Origin of the sequence: Kineosporia rhizophila (genome assembly GCF_021277265.1) — a bacterium.
In the GTDB taxonomy this organism is placed as follows: Bacteria; Actinomycetota; Actinomycetes; order Actinomycetales; family Kineosporiaceae; genus Kineosporia; species Kineosporia rhizophila.
The window spans coordinates 129,143-153,653 of record NZ_JAJSOH010000017.1; the positions used below are offsets into that span (position 1 = coordinate 129,143).

At 71.0% G+C, this 24,511-nt stretch carries 20 protein-coding genes; all 20 read left to right on the forward strand.

The window, feature by feature from the left end; genetic code table 11:
- Positions 1-316 precede the first annotated feature (316 nt).
- The 20 genes from rsmH (at position 317) to LWF15_RS23040 (ending at position 24,504) form a co-directional block, all read left to right on the forward strand.
- A complete protein-coding gene (rsmH, locus tag LWF15_RS22945; RefSeq protein WP_232812965.1) occupies positions 317-1,399 on the forward strand; it encodes a 16S rRNA (cytosine(1402)-N(4))-methyltransferase RsmH in 1,083 nt (360 codons plus the stop codon).
- Entirely contained in the window at positions 1,396-1,887 is a 492-nt protein-coding gene (locus tag LWF15_RS22950) for a hypothetical protein (RefSeq protein ID WP_232812966.1), read from the forward strand. The genes rsmH and LWF15_RS22950 overlap by 4 nt, the downstream gene beginning before the upstream one ends.
- Positions 1,884-4,025 carry a peptidoglycan D,D-transpeptidase FtsI family protein gene (locus LWF15_RS22955; protein ID WP_232812967.1) on the forward strand — a complete coding sequence of 714 codons (2,142 nt, stop codon included), beginning with the start codon at positions 1,884-1,886 and terminating at the stop codon, positions 4,023-4,025. Before LWF15_RS22950 ends, LWF15_RS22955 begins: the two co-directional genes overlap by 4 nt.
- A 32-nt stretch (positions 4,026-4,057) precedes the next feature.
- Positions 4,058-5,638: a UDP-N-acetylmuramoyl-L-alanyl-D-glutamate--2,6-diaminopimelate ligase gene (locus LWF15_RS22960; RefSeq protein ID WP_232812968.1), complete on the forward strand. Its 1,581-nt coding sequence runs from the start codon at positions 4,058-4,060 to the stop codon at positions 5,636-5,638.
- Positions 5,639-5,794: 156 nt separating this feature from the next.
- The gene (mraY, locus tag LWF15_RS22965) at positions 5,795-6,880 is read left to right on the forward strand and encodes a phospho-N-acetylmuramoyl-pentapeptide-transferase (RefSeq protein ID WP_232812969.1); all 1,086 of its coding nucleotides are present in this window, start codon (positions 5,795-5,797) and stop codon (positions 6,878-6,880) included.
- A complete protein-coding gene (locus LWF15_RS22970) occupies positions 6,877-8,319 on the forward strand; it encodes a Mur ligase family protein (protein ID WP_232812970.1) in 1,443 nt (480 codons plus the stop codon). The genes mraY and LWF15_RS22970 overlap by 4 nt, the downstream gene beginning before the upstream one ends.
- Positions 8,316-9,572, forward strand: a complete 1,257-nt coding sequence (gene ftsW, locus LWF15_RS22975; RefSeq protein WP_232812971.1) for a putative lipid II flippase FtsW — start codon at positions 8,316-8,318, stop codon at positions 9,570-9,572. Before LWF15_RS22970 ends, ftsW begins: the two co-directional genes overlap by 4 nt.
- The gene (gene murG / locus LWF15_RS22980) at positions 9,569-10,660 is read left to right on the forward strand and encodes an undecaprenyldiphospho-muramoylpentapeptide beta-N-acetylglucosaminyltransferase (protein ID WP_232812972.1); all 1,092 of its coding nucleotides are present in this window, start codon (positions 9,569-9,571) and stop codon (positions 10,658-10,660) included. The genes ftsW and murG overlap by 4 nt, the downstream gene beginning before the upstream one ends.
- Complete coding sequence (murC, locus tag LWF15_RS22985) at positions 10,657-12,192, forward strand: UDP-N-acetylmuramate--L-alanine ligase (RefSeq protein ID WP_232812973.1); 1,536 nt, start codon at positions 10,657-10,659, stop codon at positions 12,190-12,192. Before murG ends, murC begins: the two co-directional genes overlap by 4 nt.
- Positions 12,189-13,271 (forward strand): cell division protein FtsQ/DivIB, encoded by a 1,083-nt coding sequence (locus tag LWF15_RS22990; RefSeq protein WP_232812974.1) that lies wholly within the window; start codon positions 12,189-12,191, stop codon positions 13,269-13,271. Before murC ends, LWF15_RS22990 begins: the two co-directional genes overlap by 4 nt.
- Positions 13,272-13,451: 180 nt before the next feature.
- Positions 13,452-14,897: a cell division protein FtsZ gene (ftsZ, locus tag LWF15_RS22995; RefSeq protein WP_232812975.1), complete on the forward strand. Its 1,446-nt coding sequence runs from the start codon at positions 13,452-13,454 to the stop codon at positions 14,895-14,897.
- Between the two features lie 9 nt (positions 14,898-14,906).
- Positions 14,907-15,599, forward strand: a complete 693-nt coding sequence (locus LWF15_RS23000) for a YggS family pyridoxal phosphate-dependent enzyme (protein ID WP_232812976.1) — start codon at positions 14,907-14,909, stop codon at positions 15,597-15,599.
- Between the two features lie 36 nt (positions 15,600-15,635).
- Positions 15,636-16,133, forward strand: a complete 498-nt coding sequence (locus LWF15_RS23005; RefSeq protein ID WP_232812977.1) for a cell division protein SepF — start codon at positions 15,636-15,638, stop codon at positions 16,131-16,133.
- A gap of 477 nt (positions 16,134-16,610) precedes the next feature.
- Positions 16,611-16,892, forward strand: coding sequence for a YggT family protein (locus tag LWF15_RS23010; protein ID WP_231440701.1), 282 nt, complete (start codon positions 16,611-16,613; stop codon positions 16,890-16,892).
- A 170-nt stretch (positions 16,893-17,062) separates the two neighbouring features.
- A complete protein-coding gene (locus LWF15_RS23015; protein WP_232812979.1) occupies positions 17,063-17,833 on the forward strand; it encodes a DivIVA domain-containing protein in 771 nt (256 codons plus the stop codon).
- Between the two features lie 140 nt (positions 17,834-17,973).
- Complete coding sequence (locus tag LWF15_RS23020) at positions 17,974-18,369, forward strand: TraR/DksA family transcriptional regulator (RefSeq protein ID WP_232812980.1); 396 nt, start codon at positions 17,974-17,976, stop codon at positions 18,367-18,369.
- Positions 18,370-18,409: 40 nt separating this feature from the next.
- Positions 18,410-19,027: a signal peptidase II gene (gene lspA / locus LWF15_RS23025; RefSeq protein WP_232812981.1), complete on the forward strand. Its 618-nt coding sequence runs from the start codon at positions 18,410-18,412 to the stop codon at positions 19,025-19,027.
- Positions 19,020-19,949, forward strand: coding sequence for an RluA family pseudouridine synthase (locus LWF15_RS23030; protein WP_232812982.1), 930 nt, complete (start codon positions 19,020-19,022; stop codon positions 19,947-19,949). The genes lspA and LWF15_RS23030 overlap by 8 nt, the downstream gene beginning before the upstream one ends.
- Positions 19,950-20,251: 302 nt before the next feature.
- Positions 20,252-23,785, forward strand: coding sequence for a DNA polymerase III subunit alpha (dnaE, locus tag LWF15_RS23035; protein WP_232812983.1), 3,534 nt, complete (start codon positions 20,252-20,254; stop codon positions 23,783-23,785).
- 101 nt (positions 23,786-23,886) lie between these two features.
- The gene (locus LWF15_RS23040) at positions 23,887-24,504 is read left to right on the forward strand and encodes a hypothetical protein (protein WP_232812984.1); all 618 of its coding nucleotides are present in this window, start codon (positions 23,887-23,889) and stop codon (positions 24,502-24,504) included.
- Positions 24,505-24,511: the final 7 nt, after the last annotated feature.

The following is a 24,511-nucleotide window of genomic DNA, read 5'->3' on the forward strand; positions in this document are numbered from 1 at the left end:
AGCATCCAGTTGCTGGACAACCGGCCGGCCCGACTCGCCGACGATGAGGTCTCCAGCCGCCCGAGGCGTCCTGACACACCTTCCCCGGTGTCAGGCCGCAGTTCGGTCGGAGCGGATGGAGACCTGATCGGCGGACCTCGGGCCGGTCGCACCGGCGCACTGTCGAGGCCCGGCTCCGCCCTCGGACGCGTGAGGTCGCCCGGGCCGTCGGTCCCGGAGTGTGGTTAGCGAATCAGAGCCTCGACTTCCTGCCCGAAGTCCACCTGCCCGGCCACGGACGGCCGGGCCCGATCCATTTCCCCGAGGGGAGGTCGCGATGACCCGCCCTGAGCGTCCCGAGAGCTCTGTGACCACCGAGAACCAGTCCCACCCGGCGCAGGACACGGCGCAGGCGCACGAGCGCCACGTCCCCGTCATGCGCGACCGCTGCGTCGAACTCCTGGCGCCCGCCCTGAGCAGGCCCGGATCGGTCGTGGTCGACGCCACGCTCGGGATGGGCGGGCACAGCGAGGCACTGCTGCGCGCCTGCCCCGAGGCCACGCTGATCGGCATCGACCGCGACCCGCAGGCCCTGGAGCTGGCCGGCCGTCGGCTGGCCGGCTTCGGTGAGCGGTTCCGGCCCGCGCACGCGGTCTACGACGACATCCCGCAGGTCCTCGAGGACCTGGGGATCGACGAGGTCCACGGCGTCCTGATGGACCTGGGGGTCTCCTCGCTGCAGCTGGACGAGGCCGACCGCGGGTTCGCCTACGCGGTCGACGCCCCGCTGGACATGCGGATGGACCAGACCGTGGGCCTGCCCGCCGCGGAGGTCCTGAACACCTACGAGGCCGCCGAGCTGACCCGGATCCTGCGTGACTACGGCGAGGAGCGGTTCGCCAAGCGGATCGCCTCGGCGATCGTGCGTGAGCGCTCGGCCCGGCCCTTCACCACCAGCGCCCGGCTGGTCGAGCTGGTCCGGGACAACGTGCCGGCGGCGACCCGGCGCACCGGCGGCAACCCGGCCAAGCGCACCTTCCAGGCGCTGCGGATCGAGGTCAACCAGGAGCTGGAGGTGCTCGAGCGGGCGGTTCCGGCGGCGGTGGAGGCACTCGCCGTGGGCGGCCGGATCGCCGTGCTGGCCTACCACTCTCTGGAGGACCGGATCGTCAAGCGGGTGCTGGCCGAACAGGTCCGCAGCACCACACCGCCCGGCCTGCCGGTGGAGCTGGCCGAGCACGCTCCGCGGATGCGGTTGCTGACCAGAGGGGCCGAGGTGCCGCCGGAGGAGGAGACGGGCGAGAACCCGCGGGCGGCCTCGGCCCGGTTGCGGGCGGCCGAGCGGCTGCGGCCGGCCGGCAGAACTTCGGCACCGGGCAGGGCGGGCTACCGCCGACCACGAGGAGGGGACGCAGGATGAGCACCAGCACCGCGACCGCGAAGGTTGCGCCGGACCATCTTTCGGGAGCGGCCGCGGCCGCGGCCCGGGTCCGTCAACCGGCCCGGCCGCCGGCGCGTGCTGTGCGTCCCCGACTGCGGGTGGTTCCCACGCCGCGGCGTTCGGCCACCGGTCTGGCGCTGCTGTGCGTGGGGCTGCTCGGGGCCGGTCTGCTCATGCTGCTGCTGCTGAACATCAGCATCGGCAAGGGGGCCTACGAACTCACCGAACTGCGCGACCAGGAGCGGGAACTCGCCGAGCAGCGGCAGGCCCTGACCGAGCAGGTGCAGGAGCTGAGCGCGCCGCAGAAGCTGGCCGAGGCGGCCGAGGAGCTGGGCATGGTCCCGGTGGACAACCCTGCCTTCTTCGACCCGAAGGACGGCACGGTCAAGGGCGAGCCGGAGGTCGCGACCGCCCCGCCGGCTCCCGTCAAGAGCACCGCGCCGACGACGGGTGAGCCCTCGCGATGAGCCCCAGTGGTGGCGGCGCGGCCGCCCGGTCCGGGGCCGAGTATCCGCGTGGCACCGGTCGTTCCGGCCGCAGCGCCGCCACCCCGAGGCCCAAGCCGGTGAAGAAGACCGCGGTCAAGCGGGCCCAGCCGCCGGCGCAGAAGCCCCGGCCGGAACCGGTGAAGGGCCGCAAACCCGCCCCGGCCAAGAAGGCCGAACCGCGGCGGACGGCCAAAACCAAGCCGGTGGCCCGTAAACAGGCCGGAACCAAGACGAGGCCGGCCCGCACGCTGACCCGCTCGGCCCTCGGCCCGGCGGTGAGATCTGCCCGCGCGCAACCGAAAAGGCGAGGCGGAGGAGGGCCTCGGGGGCCGCGAGGGCCGCTGCTGAACCTGGGCCCGGCCCGGGCCGGCAACCCGGACACCCGGCTGCGCCTCACCGCGGTCGTCATCGTCCTGATCTTCGTGATCTTCGCCGGAAGACTGGTGCAGCTGCAGGCCTTCGACTCCGAGACGCTTTCGAACGAGGCCCTGGAGAACCGGCTGCGGGCCCGCACTCTGTACGCCCACCGGGGCGACATCCTCGACACCAAGGGCGGTGTGCTGGCCACCACGGTGGAGCGTCGCAACATCACTGTCGACCAGACGCTGGTGCCCCAGTACAACCGCTACGCCAAGGTCGCGGACAACGAGAGGGGCGTGGTCGGCGCGGCCCGCGCACTGGCCCCGGTGCTGGACATGCCGGTCACGGACCTGGCCCAGGCGCTGGGCGGCAACCGGTCGTTCGCCTATGTGGTCAAGGACGTGGAACCGACTGTCTGGCGCGATGTCTCGGCCCTGGCCATTCCCGGCATCTTCAGCGAGCAGGCCAGTCGCCGCACCTACCCGGCCACCACCGTAGCCTCGAACGTGCTGGGTTTCATGAACGGTGAGGGCGAGCCCCAGGCCGGGATCGAGAGAACCCAGGACGACCTGCTGCGCGGCACCGACGGCGAGTTCAAATATGAGCGAGGCAAGGACGGTCAGCAGATCGCCACCGGCATGACCACCGTGACCGAGGCGGTGGACGGCAAGGACGTGCAGCTGACCCTGGACCGCGACCTGCAGTACAAGTCGCAGGAGGCGCTGCGCGAGGTGGTGAAGAAGTCGAAGGCGCAGTCGGCCACCATCGTGGTGTCCAAGGTGAAGACCGGGGAGATCCTGGCCCTCGCCGAGGCCCCCACCTTCGACGCCAACAACCCGGGCAAGGCCAAGACCGAGAACCGTGGCAACCGGGCCCTGAACGAGGTGTTCGAGCCCGGCTCGACCAGCAAGGTGATCACCGCCGCAGCGGCGCTGGAAGAGGGCAAGGTGAAGCCCACCACTCCGCTGAAGGTGCCCTACAAGCTCGACCGGGGGGCGGCCGGGGTGATCAGTGACTCGCACGACCACCCGACCGAGCAGCTCACCTTCGCCGGGGTGCTGGCCACCTCGTCGAACACCGGCACCGTGATGGTCGGCGAGCGGATGAGCTCGCAGACCATGTACGAGTACCTGACCAAGTTCGGCCTGGGCAGCAAGACCGGCGTCGGGCTGGTCGAGTCGGCCGGCATCCTGGGCACTCCCGAGGAGTGGGACGGCCGGACCCGGCTGAACGTGATGTTCGGGCAGGGTGTGTCGGTGACCGCGCTGCAGTCGGCCGACGTGTTCGCCACCATCGCCAACGACGGGGTGCGGGTGCAGCCCAAGCTGGTCAAGGCGGTCACCGGGGCCGACGGCCGGCTCGAGGCGGAACCCGACGGGAAGAAGACCCGGGTGGTCAGCGCCAAGACCGCCCAGGAGCTGAGGCTGATGCTGGAGAGCGTGGTGAGCGACGACGGTACCGCGGTGGACGCCGCGATCCCGGGCTACCGGGTGGCCGGCAAGACCGGCACCGCCCAGCGCTACAGCTCCGAGTGCGGCTGCTATGACGGTTCGTACACGGCCAGTTTCGTCGGGATGGCCCCGGCGGACGATCCGGAACTGGTGGTCGCAGTGTTCGTCCAGGACCCGAAGAACGGCCACTACGGTGGCACCGTGGCCGCCCCGGTGTTCAAGGAGATCATGTCCCTGGCCCTGACTTCCCAGGGGATCGAGCCGACCGGGACGAAGAAGCCGCACCTCCCGCTCGAGTGGTCCTGAGCGGTAGCGGAAACCGGATAGCCTCGACCACCGTGCCGGCCCCGCTGCGCGATCCCGCGCCCGCCCGTTCCCTAGCCGACGTCGCAGACGTTCTCGGTACCACCGTGCCGGAAGCCTCGCGCCACGTCGCGATCACCGGCGTCTGTCTGGACTCCCGGGCGATACGCCCGGGAGACCTCTACGCCGCGCTGCCCGGCGCCCGCACCCACGGCGCCCGGTTCGCCTCCGGTGCCGCGCAACTGGGCGCCACCGCGGTGCTCACCGACCCCGAGGGCGCGGCGGTCGCCGCCGACAGCGGCCTGCCCCTGGTGGTGGTGCCGAACCCGCGCGAGGTGCTGGGAGCGCTGGCGGCCTGGGTGTTCGGCGCCCCGGCCGAGAAGATGCTGATGTTCGGGGTCACCGGCACCAACGGCAAGACCACCACGACGTTCCTGCTGGACGGGGCGCTGCGGGCGGCCGGGCGGCGCTGCGGGCTGATCGGCACGGTGCTCACCCGGATCCTCGACGAGCAGGTGGACAGCGTCCGCACCACCCCGGAGGCGCCCGACCTGGCCGCGCTGATGGCGCTGATGGTCGCCCGTGGGGTGCAGGTCTGCTCGATGGAGGTCTCCAGCCACGCGGTCACGCTCGGCCGGGTCGACGGCATCCGGTTCGACGTGGCCGGTTTCACCAACCTCTCGCAGGACCACCTGGACTTCCATCCCACGATGGAGGACTACTTCGCGGCCAAGGCCGAGCTGTTCACCCCGGCGCGGTCACGGCAGGGAGTGATCTGCGTGGACGACGCGTGGGGGAGTCGGCTGGCCCGCGAGGCCACCGTCCCGGTGGTGACCTTCACCACCGCCGCCGCGCCCGACCCGTCCATTGTCGGGAAAGCCGACTGGAGCGTGACCGACGCGTCCCCGCGCGACGGGGGCACGGATTTCGTCCTTACGGGTCCTGACGGAATCGCACTCAACGCGCACTGCCCCCTGCCGGGCGACTTCAACGTTGCCAACACCGTTCTGGCGCTGCTGATGCTCGTCGCCTCCGGCACCGAACCGGCCGAGGCGGCCCGCCTGCTGGCCGCGGCGCCCGCGGTGCCCGGCCGTATGGAGCAGGTCGACGCCGCCCAGGGCCCCCTGGCGGTCGTCGACTACGCCCATACCCCCGACGCCGTGGCTACGGCCCTGAAGGCCCTCAGGCCCGCCCGGAGCGGCCCCCTGGTGGTCGTCCTGGGCGCCGGGGGAGACCGGGACCGTGCCAAGCGCCCGAAGATGGGCGCCGAGGCCGCCCGCCACGCCGACCTGGTGGTGGTGACCGACGACAACCCGCGCTCCGAGGTGCCCGCCGAGATCCGGGCTTCGGTGCTCGAAGGGGCACGATCCGTGGCCGGGGCCAGCGGGACCGCCCGCGAGGTGCTGGAGGTTCCCGACCGCCGCGAGGCGATCGCGACCGGGGTCCGGCTGGCCGGTCCGGACGGGATCGTGCTGGTGGCGGGCAAGGGACACGAGCGGGGGCAGGAGATCGCCGGGGTGGTGCACCCCTTCGACGACCGGTCGGTGCTCGCCGCGGTGCTGGAGGGGACGGACGGTTCCGGGGCTCTCCCGGTGGCAGGAGGACGGAACCGGTGAAACACGCCCCGCGGTGGCTCGGTACGGTGAGCGCCGGACGACTGACCCCCGGCACGTGTGGGGGACCGTCGCGCTGATGTCTGGCATGTCCACAGCAAGTCCCGGTAATCCGCCGGACCTCCCCCGGCACCGATCGAGAGAGACAGAGGCAGCGTCGTGTTGACGGTCCTGATCGCCGCGGCCGTGTCGCTCATCTGCGCGCTCTTCGGTACCCCGCTGTTCATCCGGTTCCTGGTCAAGCGCCGCTACGGCCAGTTCGTCCGCGACGACGGCCCGACCTCGCACCACGTCAAGCGAGGCACCCCGACGATGGGCGGGGCGGTGATCATCGCCGCCACCCTGATCGGCTACACCGTCGCGCACGCGGTCACGCTGGACGGCCCGACCATGTCCGGCGTGCTGGTGCTCTACCTGATCGCCGGTCTCGGCCTGGTCGGTTTCCTGGACGACTTCATCAAGATCAGCCGGCAGCGGAGCCTGGGCCTGACCGCCGGCGGCAAGCTGGCCGGCCAGTCGTTCGTGTCGATCTCGTTCGCGGTGCTGACGCTGCAGTTCCCCGACGACGGCTTCCGCACGCCCGGCACCACGGCGATCTCGTTCATCCGGGACACCGCGGTCGACCTGGCCTTCGCCGGGCCGGTCATCGGCCTGATCCTGTACGTGATCTGGACGTACATCATCATCGCGGGCGCCAGCAACGGCGTGAACCTGACCGACGGTCTGGACGGCCTGGCCACCGGCGCGAGCGTGATGGTGTTCGGCGGTTACGTGATGATCGGGATCTGGCAGTCCAACCAGTCCTGCCAGCTGGCCTCCGGGGCCGGCCCGCAGTGCTACGAGGTGCGCGACCCGCGCGACCTGGCCGTGGTCGCCGCCTGCGTGATGGGCGCCTGCTTCGGCTTCCTCTGGTGGAACGCCTCCCCGGCCAAGATCTTCATGGGCGACACCGGTTCGCTGGCGCTCGGCGGCGGTCTGGCCGGTCTGGCCGTGACCACCCGCACCGAGCTGCTGCTGGTGCCGCTGGCCGGTCTGTTCATCATGATCACGCTGTCGGTCATCATCCAGGTCGGCTCGTTCAAGCTGACCGGGAAACGGGTGTTCCGGATGGCGCCGCTGCAACACCACTTCGAGCTGATGGGCTGGGGTGAGGTCACGATCGTCATCCGGTTCTGGATCATCGCGGGCCTCTTCGTGGCGCTCGGTCTCGGAGTGTTCTACGCCGAGTGGGTGGTGGGTATATGAGCAACCCTCTGGACAACGAGTGGGACGGCCTGCGGGTCGTCGTCGCCGGGATCGGGATCTCCGGGTTCGCCTGTGCCGACGCGCTGCTCGAGCGCGGCGCCCAGGTGGTGATCGTGGATGTCGACGACACCGGCAACCGGCGCGAGCGGGGCACCGTGCTCGAGGTGCTGGGCGCGGACATCCGCTTCGGCGCCGAGCACGTGGCCGCCCTGCCCGAGGTGGGGGCCGAGCTGCTGGTCGTCTCCCCGGGGTGGACCGAGGAGAATCCGGTGGTGCGCGACGCGCTGGCCGCCGGCATCCCGGTCTGGTCGGAGGCCGAGCTGGCCTGGCGGCTGCGCCCGGCCCGCAACCCGGCGCCCTGGCTCACCATCACCGGTACCCGGGGCAAGGCCACCACCGCCACGATGCTGGCCACCATGCTCTCGGCAGCCGGCAAGCGGGCCACCTCGACCGGCCAGGCGGGCACCTCGCTGCTGGAGTCGGTGCTGCACCCCGAGGCGTACGACGTGCTGGCCGTGCAGCTGTCGGACTTCCAGCTGCGCTGGTCCTCCTCGCTGCGGCCGCTGGCCTCGGTCTGCCTGAACGTCGGCCCGGCCGATCCGGCGGCCGGCTTCGGGCGGATCTACGAGAACACCGAGATCGCCTGCGTGTACAACCTCGCCGACCCGGCCACCGAGGAGCTGGTGCGCGAGGCCGACGTGATCGAGGGCGCCCGGGCGATCGGCTTCAGCGGCGGGGTGCCCGCGGTCTCGATGCTCGGCCTGGTCGAGGACGTGCTGTGCGACCGGGCCTTCGTGCCGCAGCGCAGCACCTCGGCCGCGGAGCTGGGGACGACTGAGGACGTCCGCACCGCGGGCGCCGGGGTCCTGGCCGCCCACAACGTGCTCAACGCCCTGGCCGCCGCCTCGCTGGCGCGGGCGTACGGGGTCGCCCCGTCCGCGGTCCGTGACGGCCTCCGGCACTACTACCCGCTGCCGCACCGCCTGAACCTGCTCGCCCGCAGCGGGGAGATCGACTGGGTGGACGACTCGGCCGCGACCGACGCGTTCGCGGCGGCGGCCGGGCTGTCCAGCTTCGAGTCGGTGGTGTGGATCGCCGGTGGTTACGGCGATGTCCCGGTGGACCTGGACGCGGTGGTGCAGAAGTACGCCGGGCGTCTGCGGGGCGTGGTCCTGCTGCCCGGCGAGGGGACGGCTGCGCTGCGTGAGGCCCTTGGCCGACACGCCCCGGATGTCCCGGTCTCCGACTCCGGAGTCCAGGAGACTGTCGGGATGCCCGAGATCGAGCCGGTGATGCGCTCCGCCGTCGAGCGGGCCGCCGAACTGGCCCGGCCTGGCGACACCGTGCTGCTCTCGCCGGTGCTGCCGGCTCCCGAGGGCGAACCGTTCTCGGCCCGCGGTCAGGCCTTCGCCGCCGCGGTGAAGGACGTGCAGGGGTGAGTGTCGCCGCCGGTCTGCCGGCGCCGGGGCCCTCGCTCCCGCTGCGCGTGGCCGGGCGGCTCAACGCGCCGCTCACCTCGTACTACCTGGTGCTGGGAGCCACCGTCACGCTGACCTGCATCGGTCTGGTGATGGTGCTGTCCAGCTCCAGCGTGATCTCGATCGCCAACGGCGCCTCACCGTTCAGCGAGTTCTGGCGGCAGGCCCTGTTCGCCGCGATCGGCTTCCCCGCCCTGGTGCTGTTCAGCCGGATCCCGCTGCGGATGTGGCAGGCCCTGGCCTGGCCGATGCTGCTCACCGCGTTCGTGCTGCAGTTCCTGACCTTCGTGCCACCGTTCCGGGCCGGGATCAACGGCAACTACGGCTGGGTCTCGATCGCCGGGTTCAACCTGCAGCCGGCCGAGGTGGGCAAGTTCGCGCTGATCGTCTGGGCGGCCACCGTGCTGGTGCGCAAGCGCGCTCTGCTGGACCGCCCGCTGCACGCCCTGATCCCGGTGGTGCCGGGGGCCGGGGTGCTGCTCCTGCTGATCCTCGGCGGGCGGGACCTGGGCACCGCAATGGTGGTGATGGCGATCGTCGCCGGTCTGCTGTTCGTGGCCGGGGCCCCGCTGCGGATCTTCGCCGCCGCCTCCGTCGGGCTCCTGTTCGCGGTGCTGCTGCTGGTGCTGTTCAGCAGCAACCGGCTGGGCCGGATCGGCAGCTGGCTGGAGGGCTGCGACGCCTCCAGCGCCAACGCCCTGGGCGCCTGCTTCCAGAGCGTGCACGGGCAGTGGGCCCTCGCCTCCGGCGGCTGGTGGGGTCTCGGCCTCGGGGCCAGCCGGGAGAAGTGGGGCATCCTTCCCGAAGCGCACAACGACTTCATCTTCGCCATCATCGGTGAGGAACTCGGACTCGTCGGTACGTTGCTCGTGATCGGCCTGCTGCTGACCCTGTGTCTCGGCCTGGCCCGGATCGTGCTGCGCAGCGACGAGCTGTTCGTGAAAATCGCTACCTCGGGAGTTCTGATCTGGGTGGTCACCCACTCCGTCATCAACATCGGTGGGGTCGTCGGCCTGCTGCCGATCGTCGGTATGCCGCTGCCGCTGGTCTCCAGCGGCGGTACGGCCCTCGTCACGATGCTCGCCGCCATCGGCATGGTGCTCGGCTTCGCCCGGCGTGAGTCCGGGGCCGCCGAGGCCCTGGCCGCCCGCGCCGGTCTGGTGCAGCGCTCGCTGGCCGTGCTGCCGGTCCGAAGGGAGGGCAGGGGCCGATGAGCCTTTCCGTCGTTCTCGCCGGGGGCGGCACCACGGGTCACATCGCCCCCCTGCTGGCGCTGGCCGACTGCCTGCGCCGCCGCGACCCGAACACGAGGATCACCGCGCTCGGCACCGCCGAGGGTCTGGAGGCCCGGCTGGTGCCGGCCGCCGGTTACGACCTCGAGCTGATGCCCCGGGTGCCGCTGCCGCGCAAGCCCTCGGCCGCCGTCCTGCGGCTGCCCGGGAAGCTGAAGGCGGCGATCGACGCGGCCGCCGCGGTGCTGCGGGACGCGGACGTGCTGGTCGGCTTCGGCGGCTACGTGTCGTCGCCGGCCTACCTGGCGGCCCGCCGCCTCGGAGTGCCGATCGTGGTGCACGAGGCGAACGCCCGGCCCGGCCTGGCCAACCGCCTCGGCTCCTGGCTCACCCCGCACGTCGGGGTCACCTTCCCCGGTACCGCGCTGCGCCACGCCCAGGTGATCGGCCTGCCGCTGCGCACCCAGATCACCTCGCTGGACCGCGAGTCGCAGCGGGAGACGGCCCGGGTCGCCCTGGGCCTGAAGCCGAACCAGACCACGCTCTTCGTCACCGGCGGCTCGCTCGGCGCGCAGCAGCTGAACGACACCTTCGGCAAGGCCGCCTGGCTGCTGAACAGCGCCGGGATCCAGGTGCTGCACACCGCCGGGCGGGGCAAGACCGTGCCGTTCGACGGTGAGCCGCCGCCGGGCTACGTGGTCACCGAGTACCTGGACCGGATGGACCTGGCCTACGCCGCGGCCGACGCGGTGGTCTGCCGCTCCGGCGCCGGCAACGTCAGCGAGGTCAGCGCCCTGGGGCTGCCGGCCGCCTACGTGCCGCTGCCGATCGGCAACGGCGAACAGCGGCACAACGCCGAGCCGGTGGTCGCGGCCGGCGGCGGGCTGCTGATCGACAACGCTGCCTGCACCCCGACCTGGGTGGCGAACGTGCTGCTGCCGCTGCTGAGCGACCCGGCCCGGCTGCGCGCCATGGGCGACGCGGCGGCCCGCTTCGGCATCCGTGACGCCGACGAGCGACTGGCCACCATGGTCGAGACGGCGGCTCGTACCCGGGGAGGAAAGCGATGAGCGAGCCGGACCAGGGCCCGGAGCTCAGCGTGCCCACCATCGGCGGTTCCCGGGTGGGCGGCCGGATCTCCGGTGAGCCCACCGTGACCAGTGCCGACGGTGCCCCGCTGGTGGACGAGCCGATCATGGCCGCGCACCTGATCGGGATCGGCGGCGCGGGGATGTCCGGCATCGCCCGGCTGCTGCTGGCCCGCGGTGCGGTGGTGTCCGGCAGCGACAACCGGGACAGCCCGGTGCTGGCCGGCCTGCGCGCGGGGGGTGCGGCGGTGTTCATCGGCCACCGCGCCGACCAGGTCCCGGCCGGGGCCACCGTGGTGATCTCCTCGGCCGTGCGCCCGGAGAACCCCGAGCTGGTCGAGGCGCGCGAGCGGGGCCTGCGGGTGCTGCACCGGTCGGAGGCGCTGGCCGCGCTGATGACCGGCCGTCGCCCGGTGGCGATCGCCGGCACCCACGGCAAGACCACCACCACCGGCATGACCACGGTGCTGCTGCGCGAGTGCGGCCTGGACCCGTCGTTCGCGATCGGTGGCGAGCTGACCGAGGGTGGCCAGGGCGCGCACGACGGCGCCGGGGACATCTTCGTGGCCGAGGCGGACGAGTCCGACGGCTCGTTCCTGCTCTACAAGCCCGAGGTCGCGGTGATCACCAACGTCGAGGCCGACCACCTCGACCACTACGGCACCGGGGAGGCGGTCGAGGCGGCCTTCACCGAGTTCTGCCAGCGGGTCAAGCCCGGCGGCATGGTGGTGGCCTGTGGTGACGACGCCGGTGTGCGCCGCGTGCTGGCCCAGGCCGAGGGGGAGCTCACCAGCCACGCGGTGCGGGTCTGCCGTTACGGGCTGGGCGAGCACAACGACGTGCGCATCGTCGACCTCGAGGAGACGCCGGAAGGTGTGCAGTTCGCTATCGAGGCCCGCCCCGACGGCACCCGGATCGGCCCGGTCACGCTGCGCGTGCCGGGTGTGCACAACGCCCTGAACGCGGTGGCCGCCTGGTGCGTCGCCCGGCACTTCGGAGTCTCCGGGGCGCCGGCGCTGACCGCCGTGCGCAGCTTCGGCGGCACCCGGCGGCGGTTCGAGGAGAAGGGCACCGAGCAGGGGGTGCGGGTGGTCGACGACTACGCGCACCATCCCACCGAGGTCCGGGCGGTGCTGAAGGCCGCCCGCGCGGTGGTGGGGGAGGGCCGGGTCCTGGCCGTGTTCCAGCCGCACCTGTTCAGCCGCACGCGGATCTTCGCCGACGACTTCGGCGCGGCCCTCTCGCTGGCCGACGAGGTCGTGGTGCTGGACGTGTACGCCGCCCGGGAGGACCCGGAGCCCGGGGTCACCGGCGAGCTGGTGGCCAAGGCGGTGCGGCTGCCGGAGACGTCGGTGGCCTACCGGGCCGCCGCCTCGGCCGCGGTGGCCGAGGTCGTGGCCCGGGCGCAGAAGGGCGACCTGGTCCTGACCATCGGGGCCGGTGACGTCACCACCCTGGGGCCGATCATCCTGGACGCGCTGCGTTCCGGCGACGGCGCGCACCGGCCGGCATGACCCCGAACTCCTCCAGCGGGCCCGGCCGCCGGCCGGGCCGGAGTTCCTCGCCGCGCGCGGCGACCGGGCGTAGCGCTGCCCCCCGACGCAAACCGGGCGGGCCGTCGTCCTCAGGCAAGAGCACCGGCAAACCGGCGGCCAAGGCACCCCGGCCGACCGAACGCAAACCCGAGCGTCAGCCTGAGCGCAAGGGTGGGCGCAAGCCCACGGCCAAGGTGGGACGGCCGGTCTCGGCCAGCCACTCCACCGGGCTGCTGCCGCAGTACGCCCCCGCGCGCACCCGTCCGGTGGTGTCCCAGACCTCCGCCCAGCGGTTCGCGGCGAAGGTCCGGGCCCGCCGGCGGCGCCGTGTCCTGATCACCACCAGCATCGTGCTGGTGCTCCTGGCCGGCGGTTGGGGGGCGATCTTCTCTCCCTGGGCCACGGTCGAGCAGGTGGAGATCGCCGGACTGGACCGGGTGAAGGAGACCGACGTACGCGCGGCTGCCGAGACCGAGCTCGGCCACTCGCTGCTGCTGGCCCGCACGGCCGAGGTCGGGGGCCGGGTGGAACAACTGCGCCTGGTCAAGAACGTGCAGGTGAGCCGGGCCTGGCCGGGCACCCTGCGGGTCGAGGTGACCGAACGCGAACCGGTGGCCGCGCTGCCGTCCAGCCGGGTGGCGGGCAACTCCACCTCCGGCACCGGACGCGGCGAGATGCTGATGGTCCAGCTGGTCGACGACGAGGGCGTGGTCGTGGAGACCCGCCCGGCCCGGAGCACCCCGAAGGGACTGCCCCGGATCGACGTCGCGCTGGGCCAGAAGCAGAGTGTCGAGAACCTGCGGGCGACCCTGGCGGTCCGGAACGGCCTGCCGAAGAACCTGGACGACCGGCTGACCGCGATCGGTACCAGCTCTCCGGACGGGATCTGGCTGAAGCTGGCCGCCCCGCTGAAGAACGCGCCCAAGCGCACGGTGCTGGTGCAGTGGGGCGACTCGGAGAACGGTGCGCAGAAGGCCGAGGTCCTCACCGCGCTGCTGCGGCAGAAGGCCCGGACCTACGACGTACGGGCTCCGGAGATGCCGTCCATCGCCTCGTGAGCGGGCCGTTCGGCCCGCCGATCGGCAGGGGGATCGAGACGGCCGGGCGACACACCGCAGCGGTCGTTGAAAGGCCCCGGGTGGACACCTACGTTCGCTTATCAGGACAGGCTGACATAACTATAACCCTCCAGTTGAGGGTTAGGATCTAAGGATCCGGCGAGCGAGAGGCACCCCGACGTGGCAGCTCCGCAGAACTACCTCGCGGTCATCAAGGTTGTAGGTATCGGTGGCGGCGGCGTCAACGCAGTCAACCGGATGATCGAGGTCGGACTCAAGGGCGTCGAGTTCATCGCGATCAACACCGACGCCCAGGCGCTGCTGATGAGCGACGCCGACGTGAAGCTCGACGTCGGCCGCGAGCTCACCCGCGGCCTCGGCGCCGGCGCCGATCCGGAGGTCGGCCGCAAGGCCGCCGAGGACCACGCCGAAGAGATCGAAGAAGTGATCAAGGGCGCCGACATGGTCTTCGTGACCGCCGGCGAGGGCGGTGGCACCGGAACCGGTGGCGCGCCCGTGGTCGCCCGGATCGCCCGGTCGCTCGGCGCCCTCACCATCGGTGTGGTCACCCGGCCGTTCACCTTCGAGGGCCGGCGCCGCTCGACCCAGGCCGACTCGGGGATCACCTCCCTGCGCGAAGAGGTCGACACCCTCATCACCATCCCGAACGACCGGCTGCTGTCGATCAGCGACCGCCACGTCAGCGTGCTCGACGCCTTCCGCTCGGCCGACCAGGTGCTGCTGTCCGGTGTCCAGGGCATCACCGACCTGATCACCACCCCGGGCCTGATCAACCTCGACTTCGCCGACGTGAAGTCGGTGATGCAGGGCGCCGGCTCGGCGCTGATGGGGATCGGCTCGGCGCGGGGTGAGGACCGGGCGATCCAGGCCGCCGAGACGGCGATCTCCTCGCCGCTGCTGGAAGCCAGCGTCGACGGTGCCCACGGGGTGCTGCTGTCCATCCAGGGTGGCTCCGACCTGGGTCTCTTCGAGATCAACGAGGCCGCACGGCTGGTCCAGGAGGCCGCCCACCCGGAGGCCAACATCATCTTCGGTGCGGTGATCGACGACGCCCTCGGCGACGAGGTCCGGGTCACCGTGATCGCGGCCGGCTTCGACGGCGGCAGCCCGGTGAAGCGGGCCGACCAGAACGCGCTCGGCCAGGTCAGCGGGCGGCAGCAGTTACCGCCCTCGTCCAGTCAGGCGCGTCCGGCCCACGTGCAGGCGGCCACCCCGCTTCCGGCCAGTGCCCAGCAGAACCAGTACGGCCAGCACGCGCAGCAGTCGGCCGGGCCGATCCCGCAGCAGCAGCCGGTCACCGCGCCGGTGCCGATCCCCGCCGTCAGCGCGCAGCTGAACAGCAACGGGTACGCGCAGTCGGGATCGCACGGGTATGCCCAGCCCACCCCGCTGAACCCGCCGGCGCCGGTCGAGCCGGAGCCGGAGAGCTGGCGGCAGCACGCCGAGCAGGGCACCGGTGAGCAGAACACCTACACCGAACTGCCGAAGGACCCGACGCCGACCCCGCCGCGGGTCATCGAGGTCAACGACCCCCGTCCGGCCCGTACTCCCCGGCCGATCGTGCTCGACGACGACGACCTCGACGTGCCGGACTTCCTCAAGTAACTTTCGCGGGTGCATCGCGAAGAAGAACTGAGCGCCGGGCTCTCGAAGGTCCAGGCGCAGGTGGCGGCGGCGTGTGCGGAGGCGGGGCGTGACCCCGCGGAGGTGACACTCGTCGTCGTCACCAAGACGTACCCGGCCAGCGATGTCAGGCAGCTGGCCGGTCTCGGGGTCCGGGACGTCGGCGAGAGCCGCGACCAGGAGGCCTCGGCCAAGGTCGGCGAGCTGGCCGACCTGGATCTGACCTGGCACTTCATCGGCCGGTTGCAGAGCAACAAGGCCCGGGCGGTCGGCCGGTACGCGCGCGTCGTGCACTCGGTGGACCGCCCTTCGCTGATTCCGGGCCTGGAACGCGGCGCGGGCGAGGCCGGTCACAAGGTGAGCTGTTTCATCCAGCTGAGTCTGGACGGCGACCCGGCCCGTGGTGGTGTGGTGGCCGCGGACGTGGCGGCGCTGGCCGACGAGATCGTCGGGGCCGATCACCTTGAGTTAGCGGGCCTGATGGCCGTGGCGCCTGTGACGTGGGACCCAGATCGGGCCTTTTCTGAACTTTTGCGCTCCTCGCTGCATCTACAGAACAAGCACCCGGGAGCGGCTGCCATTTCGGGTGGCATGAGCGGGGATTTTGTGCAAGCGCTGCGTCACGGAGCAACTCATCTGCGTGTCGGAAGCGCGGTCCTCGGTCAGAGGCCGCCCCTCGGGTAGCTTCGTCGCAGGGTGAGCGAACATGCGGAGGTTTCGATGAGCGGCGCACTGCGCAAGACCATGGTGTACCTGGGCCTTGCCGAGGACGACGACCGCTACTCGGCGTACGACGAGTACGAGGACGAGGACTTCGATCCGGTCGTGGACGACGAAGAAGAGCGCGAAGAGCCCCGCCGGGCCCCGGTCACCCCGATCGGCCGCGCCCAGGGGACGGGGAACATCGCCCGGGTGGTCGCGCACCCCTCGGCCGAGATCCACCGGATCACCACGATCCATCCCCGGACCTACAACGAGGCCAAGACCATCGGCGAGAGCTTCCGCTCCGGCACTCCGGTGATCATGAACCTGACGGACATGGACGACTCCGACGCCAAGCGTCTGGTCGACTTCTCCGCCGGTCTGGTCTTCGGTCTCCACGGGTCGATCGAGAAGGTGACCGGCAAGGTCTTCCTCCTGTCACCGGCGAACGTCGAGGTGGCGACCCCGGAGAAGGTCCGGCCGGCCGAGCGCTCGGCCTTCTTCAACCAGTCCTGAACCGGTCCGGACTCGAGGTCCGGGCCGGTTCGGCTTCTCCTGCACTCCCGTAGCACCTGCTGGTGGCGGGCGCGGGTGCTCCTCATGACGTGTGCCTGGGCGATCAGGTGCGCCCGGATCTGGACGCTGCTGCCCTCAGGGGCAGTTCGTGCTCCGGCGGGTGAGCCGTGTGCCTGTTCGTACCGCTGCGCTCAGCTTCGTAGAGCCGGACGGGCGAGGGTGGGCACCGCACGGCGGGCCGGTGCGTTGTACCGGCTGATGCAGAAGGACGACGGTTGCCACCAGAATCCGGCCGATCCGGCCGGGTGGGCGGGCAACATGGATCATCCTAGGCGATCCGGGCGGATACATCGATGCCCGGTTCGCTACCGTGAACGCCGTTCGACTGCAGCCGTCCCCCTGCGGCCGGCCCGCACCGCGTGAAGCGGCCCGGGCCGGACCGTTCCGAATCTGAGTGCAAGCGGAGTCGTAACCGTCGTGGACGTGATCAGGTACCTGCTCTATTACGTCGTCTTCCTGTTCTTCATCATCCTGATCGGCCGGCTGGTGATCGACTGGATCCAGGTCTTCGCCCGCGACTGGCGCCCCCGGGGCGTGGTGCTGGTGATCGCCGAGGGCATCTACTCGGGCACCGACCCGCCGCTGAAGGCCCTGCGCCGGCTGCTCCCGCCGCTGCGCATCGGGGCGATCCAGCTGGACCTGGCCTTCATCGTGTTGTTCCTCATAGTGAGCATCCTGATGCAGGTGCTGCGCCCGTAGACCCAATGGGCGTATGCCGCACCTTTGGGTGACAGAGTGTGCGTGACACGTGACGGTCCGTTGCTCCAGAAGTGGTCTTCTACCCCGACCTTGTGTAGCGTCAGCTTCCGGTACGGTGGCGTAGCAGCGGCTCCGCACTTCCGATTGAGTGACCAACGCGAGGTGACCAGATGGCGTTGACGCCCGAAGACGTTGTTAACAAGCGCTTCCAGGCGACGAAGTTCCGTGAGGGCTACGACCAGGACGAGGTTGACGACTTCCTGGACGAGGTCGTCAACGAACTCCGTCGCCTCGGTGAGGAGAACGAGGAGCTGCGCGGCAAGCTGAGCTCGTGCGAGCGACGCGTCGGCGAGCTGTCCCGCGCCAACGTCGCCCGCGAGTCGGCGCCGGAGCCGGCCCCCGCTCCGATGCCGACCCCGCCCCCGCCGCCCGTTCCGCAGCCGGTGGCCGCGGTCGTGCCGGAGCCGGTCCGGGTGCCCGCCGTCATGGAGTCGTCCTCGCAGGGCCCCGAGGCCGCGGCCGGCATGCTGGCCCTGGCCCAGAAGCTGCACGACGAGTACGTGCGCAACGGTGAGCAGACCCGCGACCGCATCGTCGGCGAGGCGCGCGAGCACTCCACCCGGCTCATCCGTGAGGCCGAGGAGAAGCAGCGTCAGACCCTCGGTTCGCTGGAGCAGGAGCGTTCGCTGCTCGAGCGCAAGATCGACGAGCTGCGCGCCTTCGAGCGCGAGTACCGCAGCCGCCTGAAGTCCTACCTCGAGGGCCAGCTGCGTGAGCTGGAGTCCAAGGCCGCCGTCGTGCCCACCCGGGGCCCGCAGCAGCCGCAGTCCCAGCCGGCCGGTGTCGGTGCTGCTCCGTACGGAGCGCCCCTGCCGACGCGGGGTGGCTACGACTCGGGTTCCGACGCCCCGGCCCAGTACCCCTTCGGCGGCCAGAACTGAACATTGGCTAGCCCGGGCGGCTAGCCAGTCCGGCTCGGCGGGTTCAGACTTGTCTGAATCTGCCGTCAGCCGTTTTGCGCAGCGTCGCCAGGTCTCGCGTGACCTGGCGCCGCTGCGCGCTGTGTAGGGGGGACCTCGACGTGCCACGGACCGACCGCAAGAGTGCTGCCACCACGACCACCGAGGGTGCCTTCGAGGGCATCCGGGCCGAGCTGAACACCGAGCTGGTGCGGCTGCGGGGAGAGCGGGAGGCGGTGCTGGCCGGTCTGGCCGAGGTGATCCGCGACAGTCAGGCCGGTTCCGGTGACGACCCGGCCGACTCCAGCGGCAAGACCTTCGAGCGGGAGCACGAGCAGGCGCTGCTGACCCGGGTGGACGAGGCGATCCTGGCTACCGAGGAGGCGATCGGGCGGATCGACGCGGGCACCTACGGCGTGTGCGAGAGCTGTGGTGAGCCGATCGCGCTCCCGCGGCTGGAGGCCTTCCCCCGGGCGGCGCTGTGCGTTTCGTGCAAGCAGCGGCAGGAACGGCGGTAGGTGCGGAGGTGCATGCCAGTCATGGCACCCTATGAGGACGATGACTGAGCCCACCCCGCCCACCCAGACGCCGGTGTCCTCGCAGGACGCCGGTGGCCCGCCCGCGCCGTCGGCCCGCCGCCGGGCCTACTCCGCCGCCGTGCCACTGATCGCCCTGGTCGTCCTCGGGCTGGACCAGCTCACCAAGTACATCGCGGTGCAGGAGCTGACCGGCCGCGGCCGGGTCGACGTCCTCGGCGACGTGTTCGGCTTCTACCTGATCCGCAACCCGGGGGCCGCGTTCTCGCTGGCCACCGGAGCCACCTGGATCTTCTCGGTGGTGGCGGTCGCGGTGGCGATCTTCATCATCCGGATGTCCCGCACCCTGGGGCACTGGGGCTGGGCGATCGCCCTGGGCCTGCTCCTGGGCGGCGCGGTGGGCAACCTGACCGACCGGATCTTCCGTTCGCCGGGGGTGTTCCGCGGGCACGTGGTGGACTTCCTCGAGCTGCCGAACTGGCCGATCTTCAATCTGGCCGACTGCGCCATCACCTGCGCGGCGGTGCTGATCGCGGTGCTCAGCGTGATCGGTATCGGCCTGGACGGGCAGCGGGTCACCTCGGACAAGCCGGCGGACGGCTCGGCGGACGAGGGCACCGAGAAGAGCGACGATGCCTGAGGTGCGCTCGATGCCGGTTCCCGACGGCCTGGCCGGGGAACGGCTGGACGCGGGACTGGCCCGGTTGTTCGGCCTTTCCCGTAACGCCGTCGCCGACCTGGCCACCGACGGGGCGGTGATGCTCGACGGCACGGCCGTGGGCAAGTCCGAGCGGCTGCGGGCCGGGGCCTGGCTGGAGATCACGCTGCCCGGGCCCGAGCAGGACGAGCTGCCCCCGCCGGAGCCGGTGCCGGGCATGCGGATCGTGCACGACGACGACGACCTGGTGGTCATCGACAAGCCGGTCGGCGTGGCTGCCCATCCCAGCCCCGGCTGGACGGGCCCGACCGTGACGCAGGGACTGGCCGCCGCGGGTTACTCCATCGCCACCTCCGGGGCGCCGGAGCGCCAGGGCATCGTGCACCGGCTCGACGCCGGCACCAGCGGCCTGATGGTGGTGGCCAAGAGCGAGTACGCGTACTCGGTGCTGAAGCAGGCCTTCCGCGACCGCACGGTCGAGAAGACGTACCACGCCGTGGTCCAGGGCCACCCCGACCCGTTGCGCGGCACCATCGACGCGCCGATCGGCCGGCATCCGCGGCAGGACTACAAGTGGGCGGTGGTGACCGGGGGCAAGCCGAGCATCACCCACTACGAGACGGTCGAGGCCTTCCGGGCCGCCTCGCTGGTCGAGGTGCACCTGGAGACCGGGCGCACGCACCAGATCCGGGTGCACTTCTCCACCCTGCGCCACCCCTGCGTGGGCGACCCGATGTACGGCTCGGACCCGACCCTGTCGGCCCGGCTCGGACTGAGCCGGCAGTGGCTGCACGCGGTGAAGCTGGGCTTCGAGCACCCGGGCTCGGGGGAGTGGGCGGAGTTCGCCAGCAACTACCCCGAAGACCTGGCCGTCGCCCTGGAGCGGTTGCGCGACCAGGGCTGAGCCCGGGCCCCTTCGCCCGTGATCGACGCCCTTCGTCCTCGGCCGTTCGGCCGAGGACGGGCCCGGGTCACGGATCCGTGCTCAACACGCCGGGTCCACCGGGCCCGTCGTCCGGGTCTGCCGGATTCTGTCGGACCCGGCACTTAGACTGACTGCCGATCCACCCGCACCAGACCTCACCGGCCGCCTCGGCGGCGGGTGCCCCTTCCCGGTCGCAGTGCTGGTGTCCGTCCTGGTCCCCGACCAGCCGCTGTGCCCGGGAGTTCTCTCGTGGCGCCCGGCCGACCGCTTGGAGGCGCCCCGTGCCCGGCCCGTCCGATTCCTTCGTCCACCTGCACAACCACACCGAGTACTCGATGCTCGACGGGGCGGCGAAGATCGACGACCTCTTCTCCGAGGCCGCCCGCATGGGCATGCCCGCGGTCGCCACCACCGACCACGGGTTCGTGTTCGGCGCCTACGAGTTCTGGAAGAAGGCCAAGAAGCACGGCGTGAAGCCGATCATCGGGGTCGAGGCCTACGTCACCCCGGGCACCAACCGGAAGGACCGCACCCGCGTCCGCTGGGGCGACGGCGGCGGCGACGACGTCTCGGGTACCGGTGCCTACACGCACATGACGCTGTGGTCCGAGAACAACACCGGCATGCACAACCTGTTCCGGCTGGCCTCGCTGGCCAGCATGGAGGGAATGTTCTACAAGCCCCGGATGGACCGCGAGATCCTCTCGAAGTACCACGAGGGCCTGATCGCGACCACCGGCTGCCCGTCCGGCGAGGTGCAGACCCGGCTCCGGCTCGGCCAGTACAAGGAGGCGGTGGCGGCCGCCGCCGAGTGGCGCGACGTGTTCGGCGAGGGCAACTACTACTGCGAGGTCATGGACCACGGGCTCGGCATCGAGCGCCGCATCCAGCAGGACCTGGTCAAGCTGGCCCGCGAGCTCAACCTGCCGCTGGTGGCCACCAACGACCTGCACTACACCAAGCCGGAGGACGCGAAGGCGCACGCGGTGCTGCTGTGCGTGCAGTCCGGCTCCACCCTGGCCGACCCCAAGCGCTTCAAGTTCGACGCCGACGAGTTCTACCTCAAGTCGCCGCAGGAGATGCGCGAGCTGTGGTCGGAGCTGCCGGACGCCTGCAACAACACCCTGGAGATCGCCGAGCGCTGCGACATCTCCTTCACCGAGTCGGTCGGCTCGCTGATGCCGCGCTACCCGGTGCCCGAGGGCGAGGACGAGCAGTCCTGGTTCATCAAGGAGGTCCAGACCGGGCTGATGCACCGCTACCCGGGCGGTATCCCGGACGAGGTGCAGAAGCAGGCCAACTACGAGTGCGAGGTGGTCACCAGCAAGGGCTACGCCGGCTACTTCCTGGTGGTGGCCGACTTCATCAACTGGTCCAAGGACAACGGCATCCGGGTCGGCCCGGGCCGTGGTTCGGGAGCCGGGTCGATGGCCGCCTACGCCATGAAGATCACCGACCTCGACCCGCTGCAGCACGGCCTGATCTTCGAGCGGTTCCTCAACCCCGAGCGTATGTCGATGCCCGACTTCGACGTCGACTTCGACGAGCGCCGGCGCGGTGAGGTGATCCGCTACGTCACCGACAAGTACGGCGAGGACCGGGTCGCGCAGATCGTCACCTACGGCACGATCAAGGCCAAGCAGGCCCTGAAGGACGCGGGCCGTGTGCTGGGCTACCCGTTCTCCCTCGGTGAGCGGATGACCAAGGCGATGCCCCCGGCGGTGATGGGCAAGGACATCCCGCTCTACGGGATCTTCGACGACAAGCACCCGCGCTACAAGGAGGCCGAGGAGTTCCGGCAGCTCCACGCGCAGGACCCGGACGTGGCCAAGGTGGTCGAGACGGCCCGGGGGCTGGAGGGCCTGAAGCGGCAGTGGGGTGTGCACGCGGCCGGCGTGATCATGTCCAGCGAGCCGCTGATCGACCACATCCCGATCATGCGCCGCGAGCAGGACGGCGCGATCATCACCCAGTTCGACTACCCGACCTGCGAGAACCTGGGTCTGGTCAAGATGGACTTCCTGGGTCTGCGCAACCTGACCATCCTCGACGACGCGCTGCAGAACATCGTGCTCAACGGCAAGGAGCCGGTGGAGCTGGAGTCGCTGGAGCTGACCGACCCCAAGACGTACGAGCTGCTGCAGCGCGGTGACACGCTGGGCGTGTTCCAGTTCGACGGCGGCCCGATGCGCTCGCTGCTGCGCCTGATGCGCCCCGACAACTTCGAGGACATCTCGGCCGTCGGCGCGCTCTACCGGCCCGGCCCGATGGGGGCCAACTCGCACACCAACTACGCCCTGCGCAAGAACAAGCAGCAGGAGATCAGCTACCCGCACGACTCGCTGGCCGAGGCCCTGGAACCGATCCTGGGCACCACCTACGGCCTGATCGTGTACCAGGAGCAGGTCATGGCGATCGCCCAGCAGCTGGCCGGGTACTCGCTGGGCAAGGCCGACCTGCTGCGCCGGGCCATGGGCAAGAAGAAGCGTGAGGTGCTCGACGCCGAGTACGTCGGCTTCGAGAAGGGCATGCTCGACAACGGGTTCAGCGCCGAGGCGATCAAGACCCTGTGGGACGTGCTGGTCCCGTTCTCCGACTACGCCTTCAACAAGGCCCACTCGGCCGCCTACGGCGTGGTCAGCTACTGGACGGCCTATCTCAAGGCCAACTACCAGCCCGAGTACATGGCCGCGGTGCTCACCAGTGTCCGCGACGACAAGGACAAGTCGGCGCTGTACCTGAACGAGTGCCGGCACCTGGGCATCAAGGTGCTGCCGCCGGACGTGAACGAGTCCAGCGCCAACTTCACCGCCGTCGGCGAGGACATCCGCTTCGGCCTGACCGCCATCCGCAACGTCGGGGCGAACGTGGTCGAGGCGATCGTGGCGGCCCGGGAGGAGAAGGGCCGCTTCACCTCCTTCGAGGACTTCCTGCGCAAGGTGCCGCTGGTGGTCTGCAACAAGCGCACCATCGAGTCGCTGATCAAGGGCGGCGCGTTCGACACCCTCGGCCACACCCGCAAGGGCCTGGTCGCGGTGCACGAGCAGGCGGTGGAGGCGGTGGTCTCGGACAAGCGGCAGGAGGCCAACGGTCAGGACTCGCTGTTCGGGGCCCTGATGACGGACGACGACTCGGGCCCGCAGCTTTCGATGGTGCCTCCGGTGCCCGAGGGGGAGTGGGAGAAGTCGGTCCTGCTGGCCTCGGAGCGGGAGATGCTCGGGCTGTACGTGTCCGACCACCCGTTGTTCGGTGTCGAGCACATCCTGGCCAAGTCCGCCGACTGCACGATCTCCCAGCTCACCGGCGACGACGGGCGGCCCGACGGGGCCACCGTGGTGATCGCGGGCATGATCAGCTCGCTGCAGCGCAAGCTCACCAAGAACGGCAACCCCTGGGCCATCGCCACGGTGGAGGACCTGGGCGGCGCGATCGAGGTGCTGTTCTTCCCGCAGACCTACCAGACGGTGCTGCACGTGCTCGCCGAGGACCTGGTGGTCGTGGTGAAGGGCCGGGTCAACCGGCGTGACGACGTGCCCACGATCTACGCGCAGGAACTCACCATCCCCGACCTGACGGTCAGCTCGAACGGCCCGGTGGTGCTGTCGATGCCGGTCAGTCGCTGCACCCCGCCCACCGTGGAGAAGCTGAAAGACGTGCTGGTGAACCATTCCGGCTCCACGGAGGTGCACCTGAAACTGGTGCAGCCGGGGCGGCAGACCACCATGCGGCTCGACGACCGGCTGCGGGTGACCCCGTCGCCCGCGCTGTTCGGCGACCTGAAGGCGCTGCTCGGTCCGAGCTGCCTGGCCTCCTGAGAAGAAGCTGACCACGAACCGGTCGGACGCCCCGGGCGGGGCGCCCGGCCGGGTGGACCGGGAGTCACGGTTCGAGCGTGTGACGTTAGGGTTGGCGCCCGATGAGCACGTTCGATCAGACCCCAGATTCCGGACCAGCCGGACCAGCCGGACCGGACCTAGGGGCAGACGCCTGGGGGCAGCAGCCCTCCGCCCACACCCCTGCCCGCGCGCCCGGTCGCAGGCGCGCCGGGGGTAGGAGTGCTGGGGGTAGGAGTGCTGGGCCCGGCGGGGGGCGGCGGGTCCTGGCCGGTGAGACGGTCAGCCTGGTAGTCCCGCTGCTGCTGGGTGTGCTGATCGCCGTGCTCTGGCGCGCTGTCCTGCCCTCGGCCCAGCACCTGGGCGACGAGCAGGAGGTGCAGGCCTCGGTCGACGGCACCCTGGCCGGGCTCGGGCTGGTCGCGGGTGTGCTGACCGGTGTCTACCCGCTGATCTGGCCCGGGCGCACGCCGGTGCGCAGGGTGCTGGCCCTGATCGCCACCTGCACCCTCGGCGCGGTGATCGCCTGGCAGCTCGGCGACCAGCTGGACAACCCGGAACTGCCGCTGCGCACCATCGGCTCGGCGTTCATCTGGCCCGCCACCACCGCGGTCGTGATCATGGTCGGGGCGATCCTGCCCTGGACGTCGCGCCGGCTGGAACTGGCCGCCCGCCCCGACCTGCGCGACGAGAACCAGTAGCTACGCA

What these genes read in the sequence shown, in the direction of transcription:
- rsmH (WP_232812965.1), top strand. Translation starts at nt 317, where the DNA reads ATGACCCGCCCTGAGCGTCCCGAGAGCTCTGTGACCACCGAGAACCAG.
- LWF15_RS22950 (WP_232812966.1), top strand. Translation starts at nt 1,396, where the DNA reads ATGAGCACCAGCACCGCGACCGCGAAGGTTGCGCCGGACCATCTTTCG.
- LWF15_RS22955 (WP_232812967.1), top strand. Translation starts at nt 1,884, where the DNA reads ATGAGCCCCAGTGGTGGCGGCGCGGCCGCCCGGTCCGGGGCCGAGTAT.
- LWF15_RS22970 (WP_232812970.1), top strand. Translation starts at nt 6,877, where the DNA reads ATGAGCAACCCTCTGGACAACGAGTGGGACGGCCTGCGGGTCGTCGTC.
- murG (WP_232812972.1), top strand. Translation starts at nt 9,569, where the DNA reads ATGAGCCTTTCCGTCGTTCTCGCCGGGGGCGGCACCACGGGTCACATC.
- murC (WP_232812973.1), top strand. Translation starts at nt 10,657, where the DNA reads ATGAGCGAGCCGGACCAGGGCCCGGAGCTCAGCGTGCCCACCATCGGC.
- LWF15_RS22990 (WP_232812974.1), top strand. Translation starts at nt 12,189, where the DNA reads ATGACCCCGAACTCCTCCAGCGGGCCCGGCCGCCGGCCGGGCCGGAGT.
- LWF15_RS23005 (WP_232812977.1), top strand. Translation starts at nt 15,636, where the DNA reads ATGAGCGGCGCACTGCGCAAGACCATGGTGTACCTGGGCCTTGCCGAG.
- LWF15_RS23015 (WP_232812979.1), top strand. Translation starts at nt 17,063, where the DNA reads ATGGCGTTGACGCCCGAAGACGTTGTTAACAAGCGCTTCCAGGCGACG.
- lspA (WP_232812981.1), top strand. Translation starts at nt 18,410, where the DNA reads ATGACTGAGCCCACCCCGCCCACCCAGACGCCGGTGTCCTCGCAGGAC.
- LWF15_RS23030 (WP_232812982.1), top strand. Translation starts at nt 19,020, where the DNA reads ATGCCTGAGGTGCGCTCGATGCCGGTTCCCGACGGCCTGGCCGGGGAA.
- LWF15_RS23040 (WP_232812984.1), top strand. Translation starts at nt 23,887, where the DNA reads ATGAGCACGTTCGATCAGACCCCAGATTCCGGACCAGCCGGACCAGCC.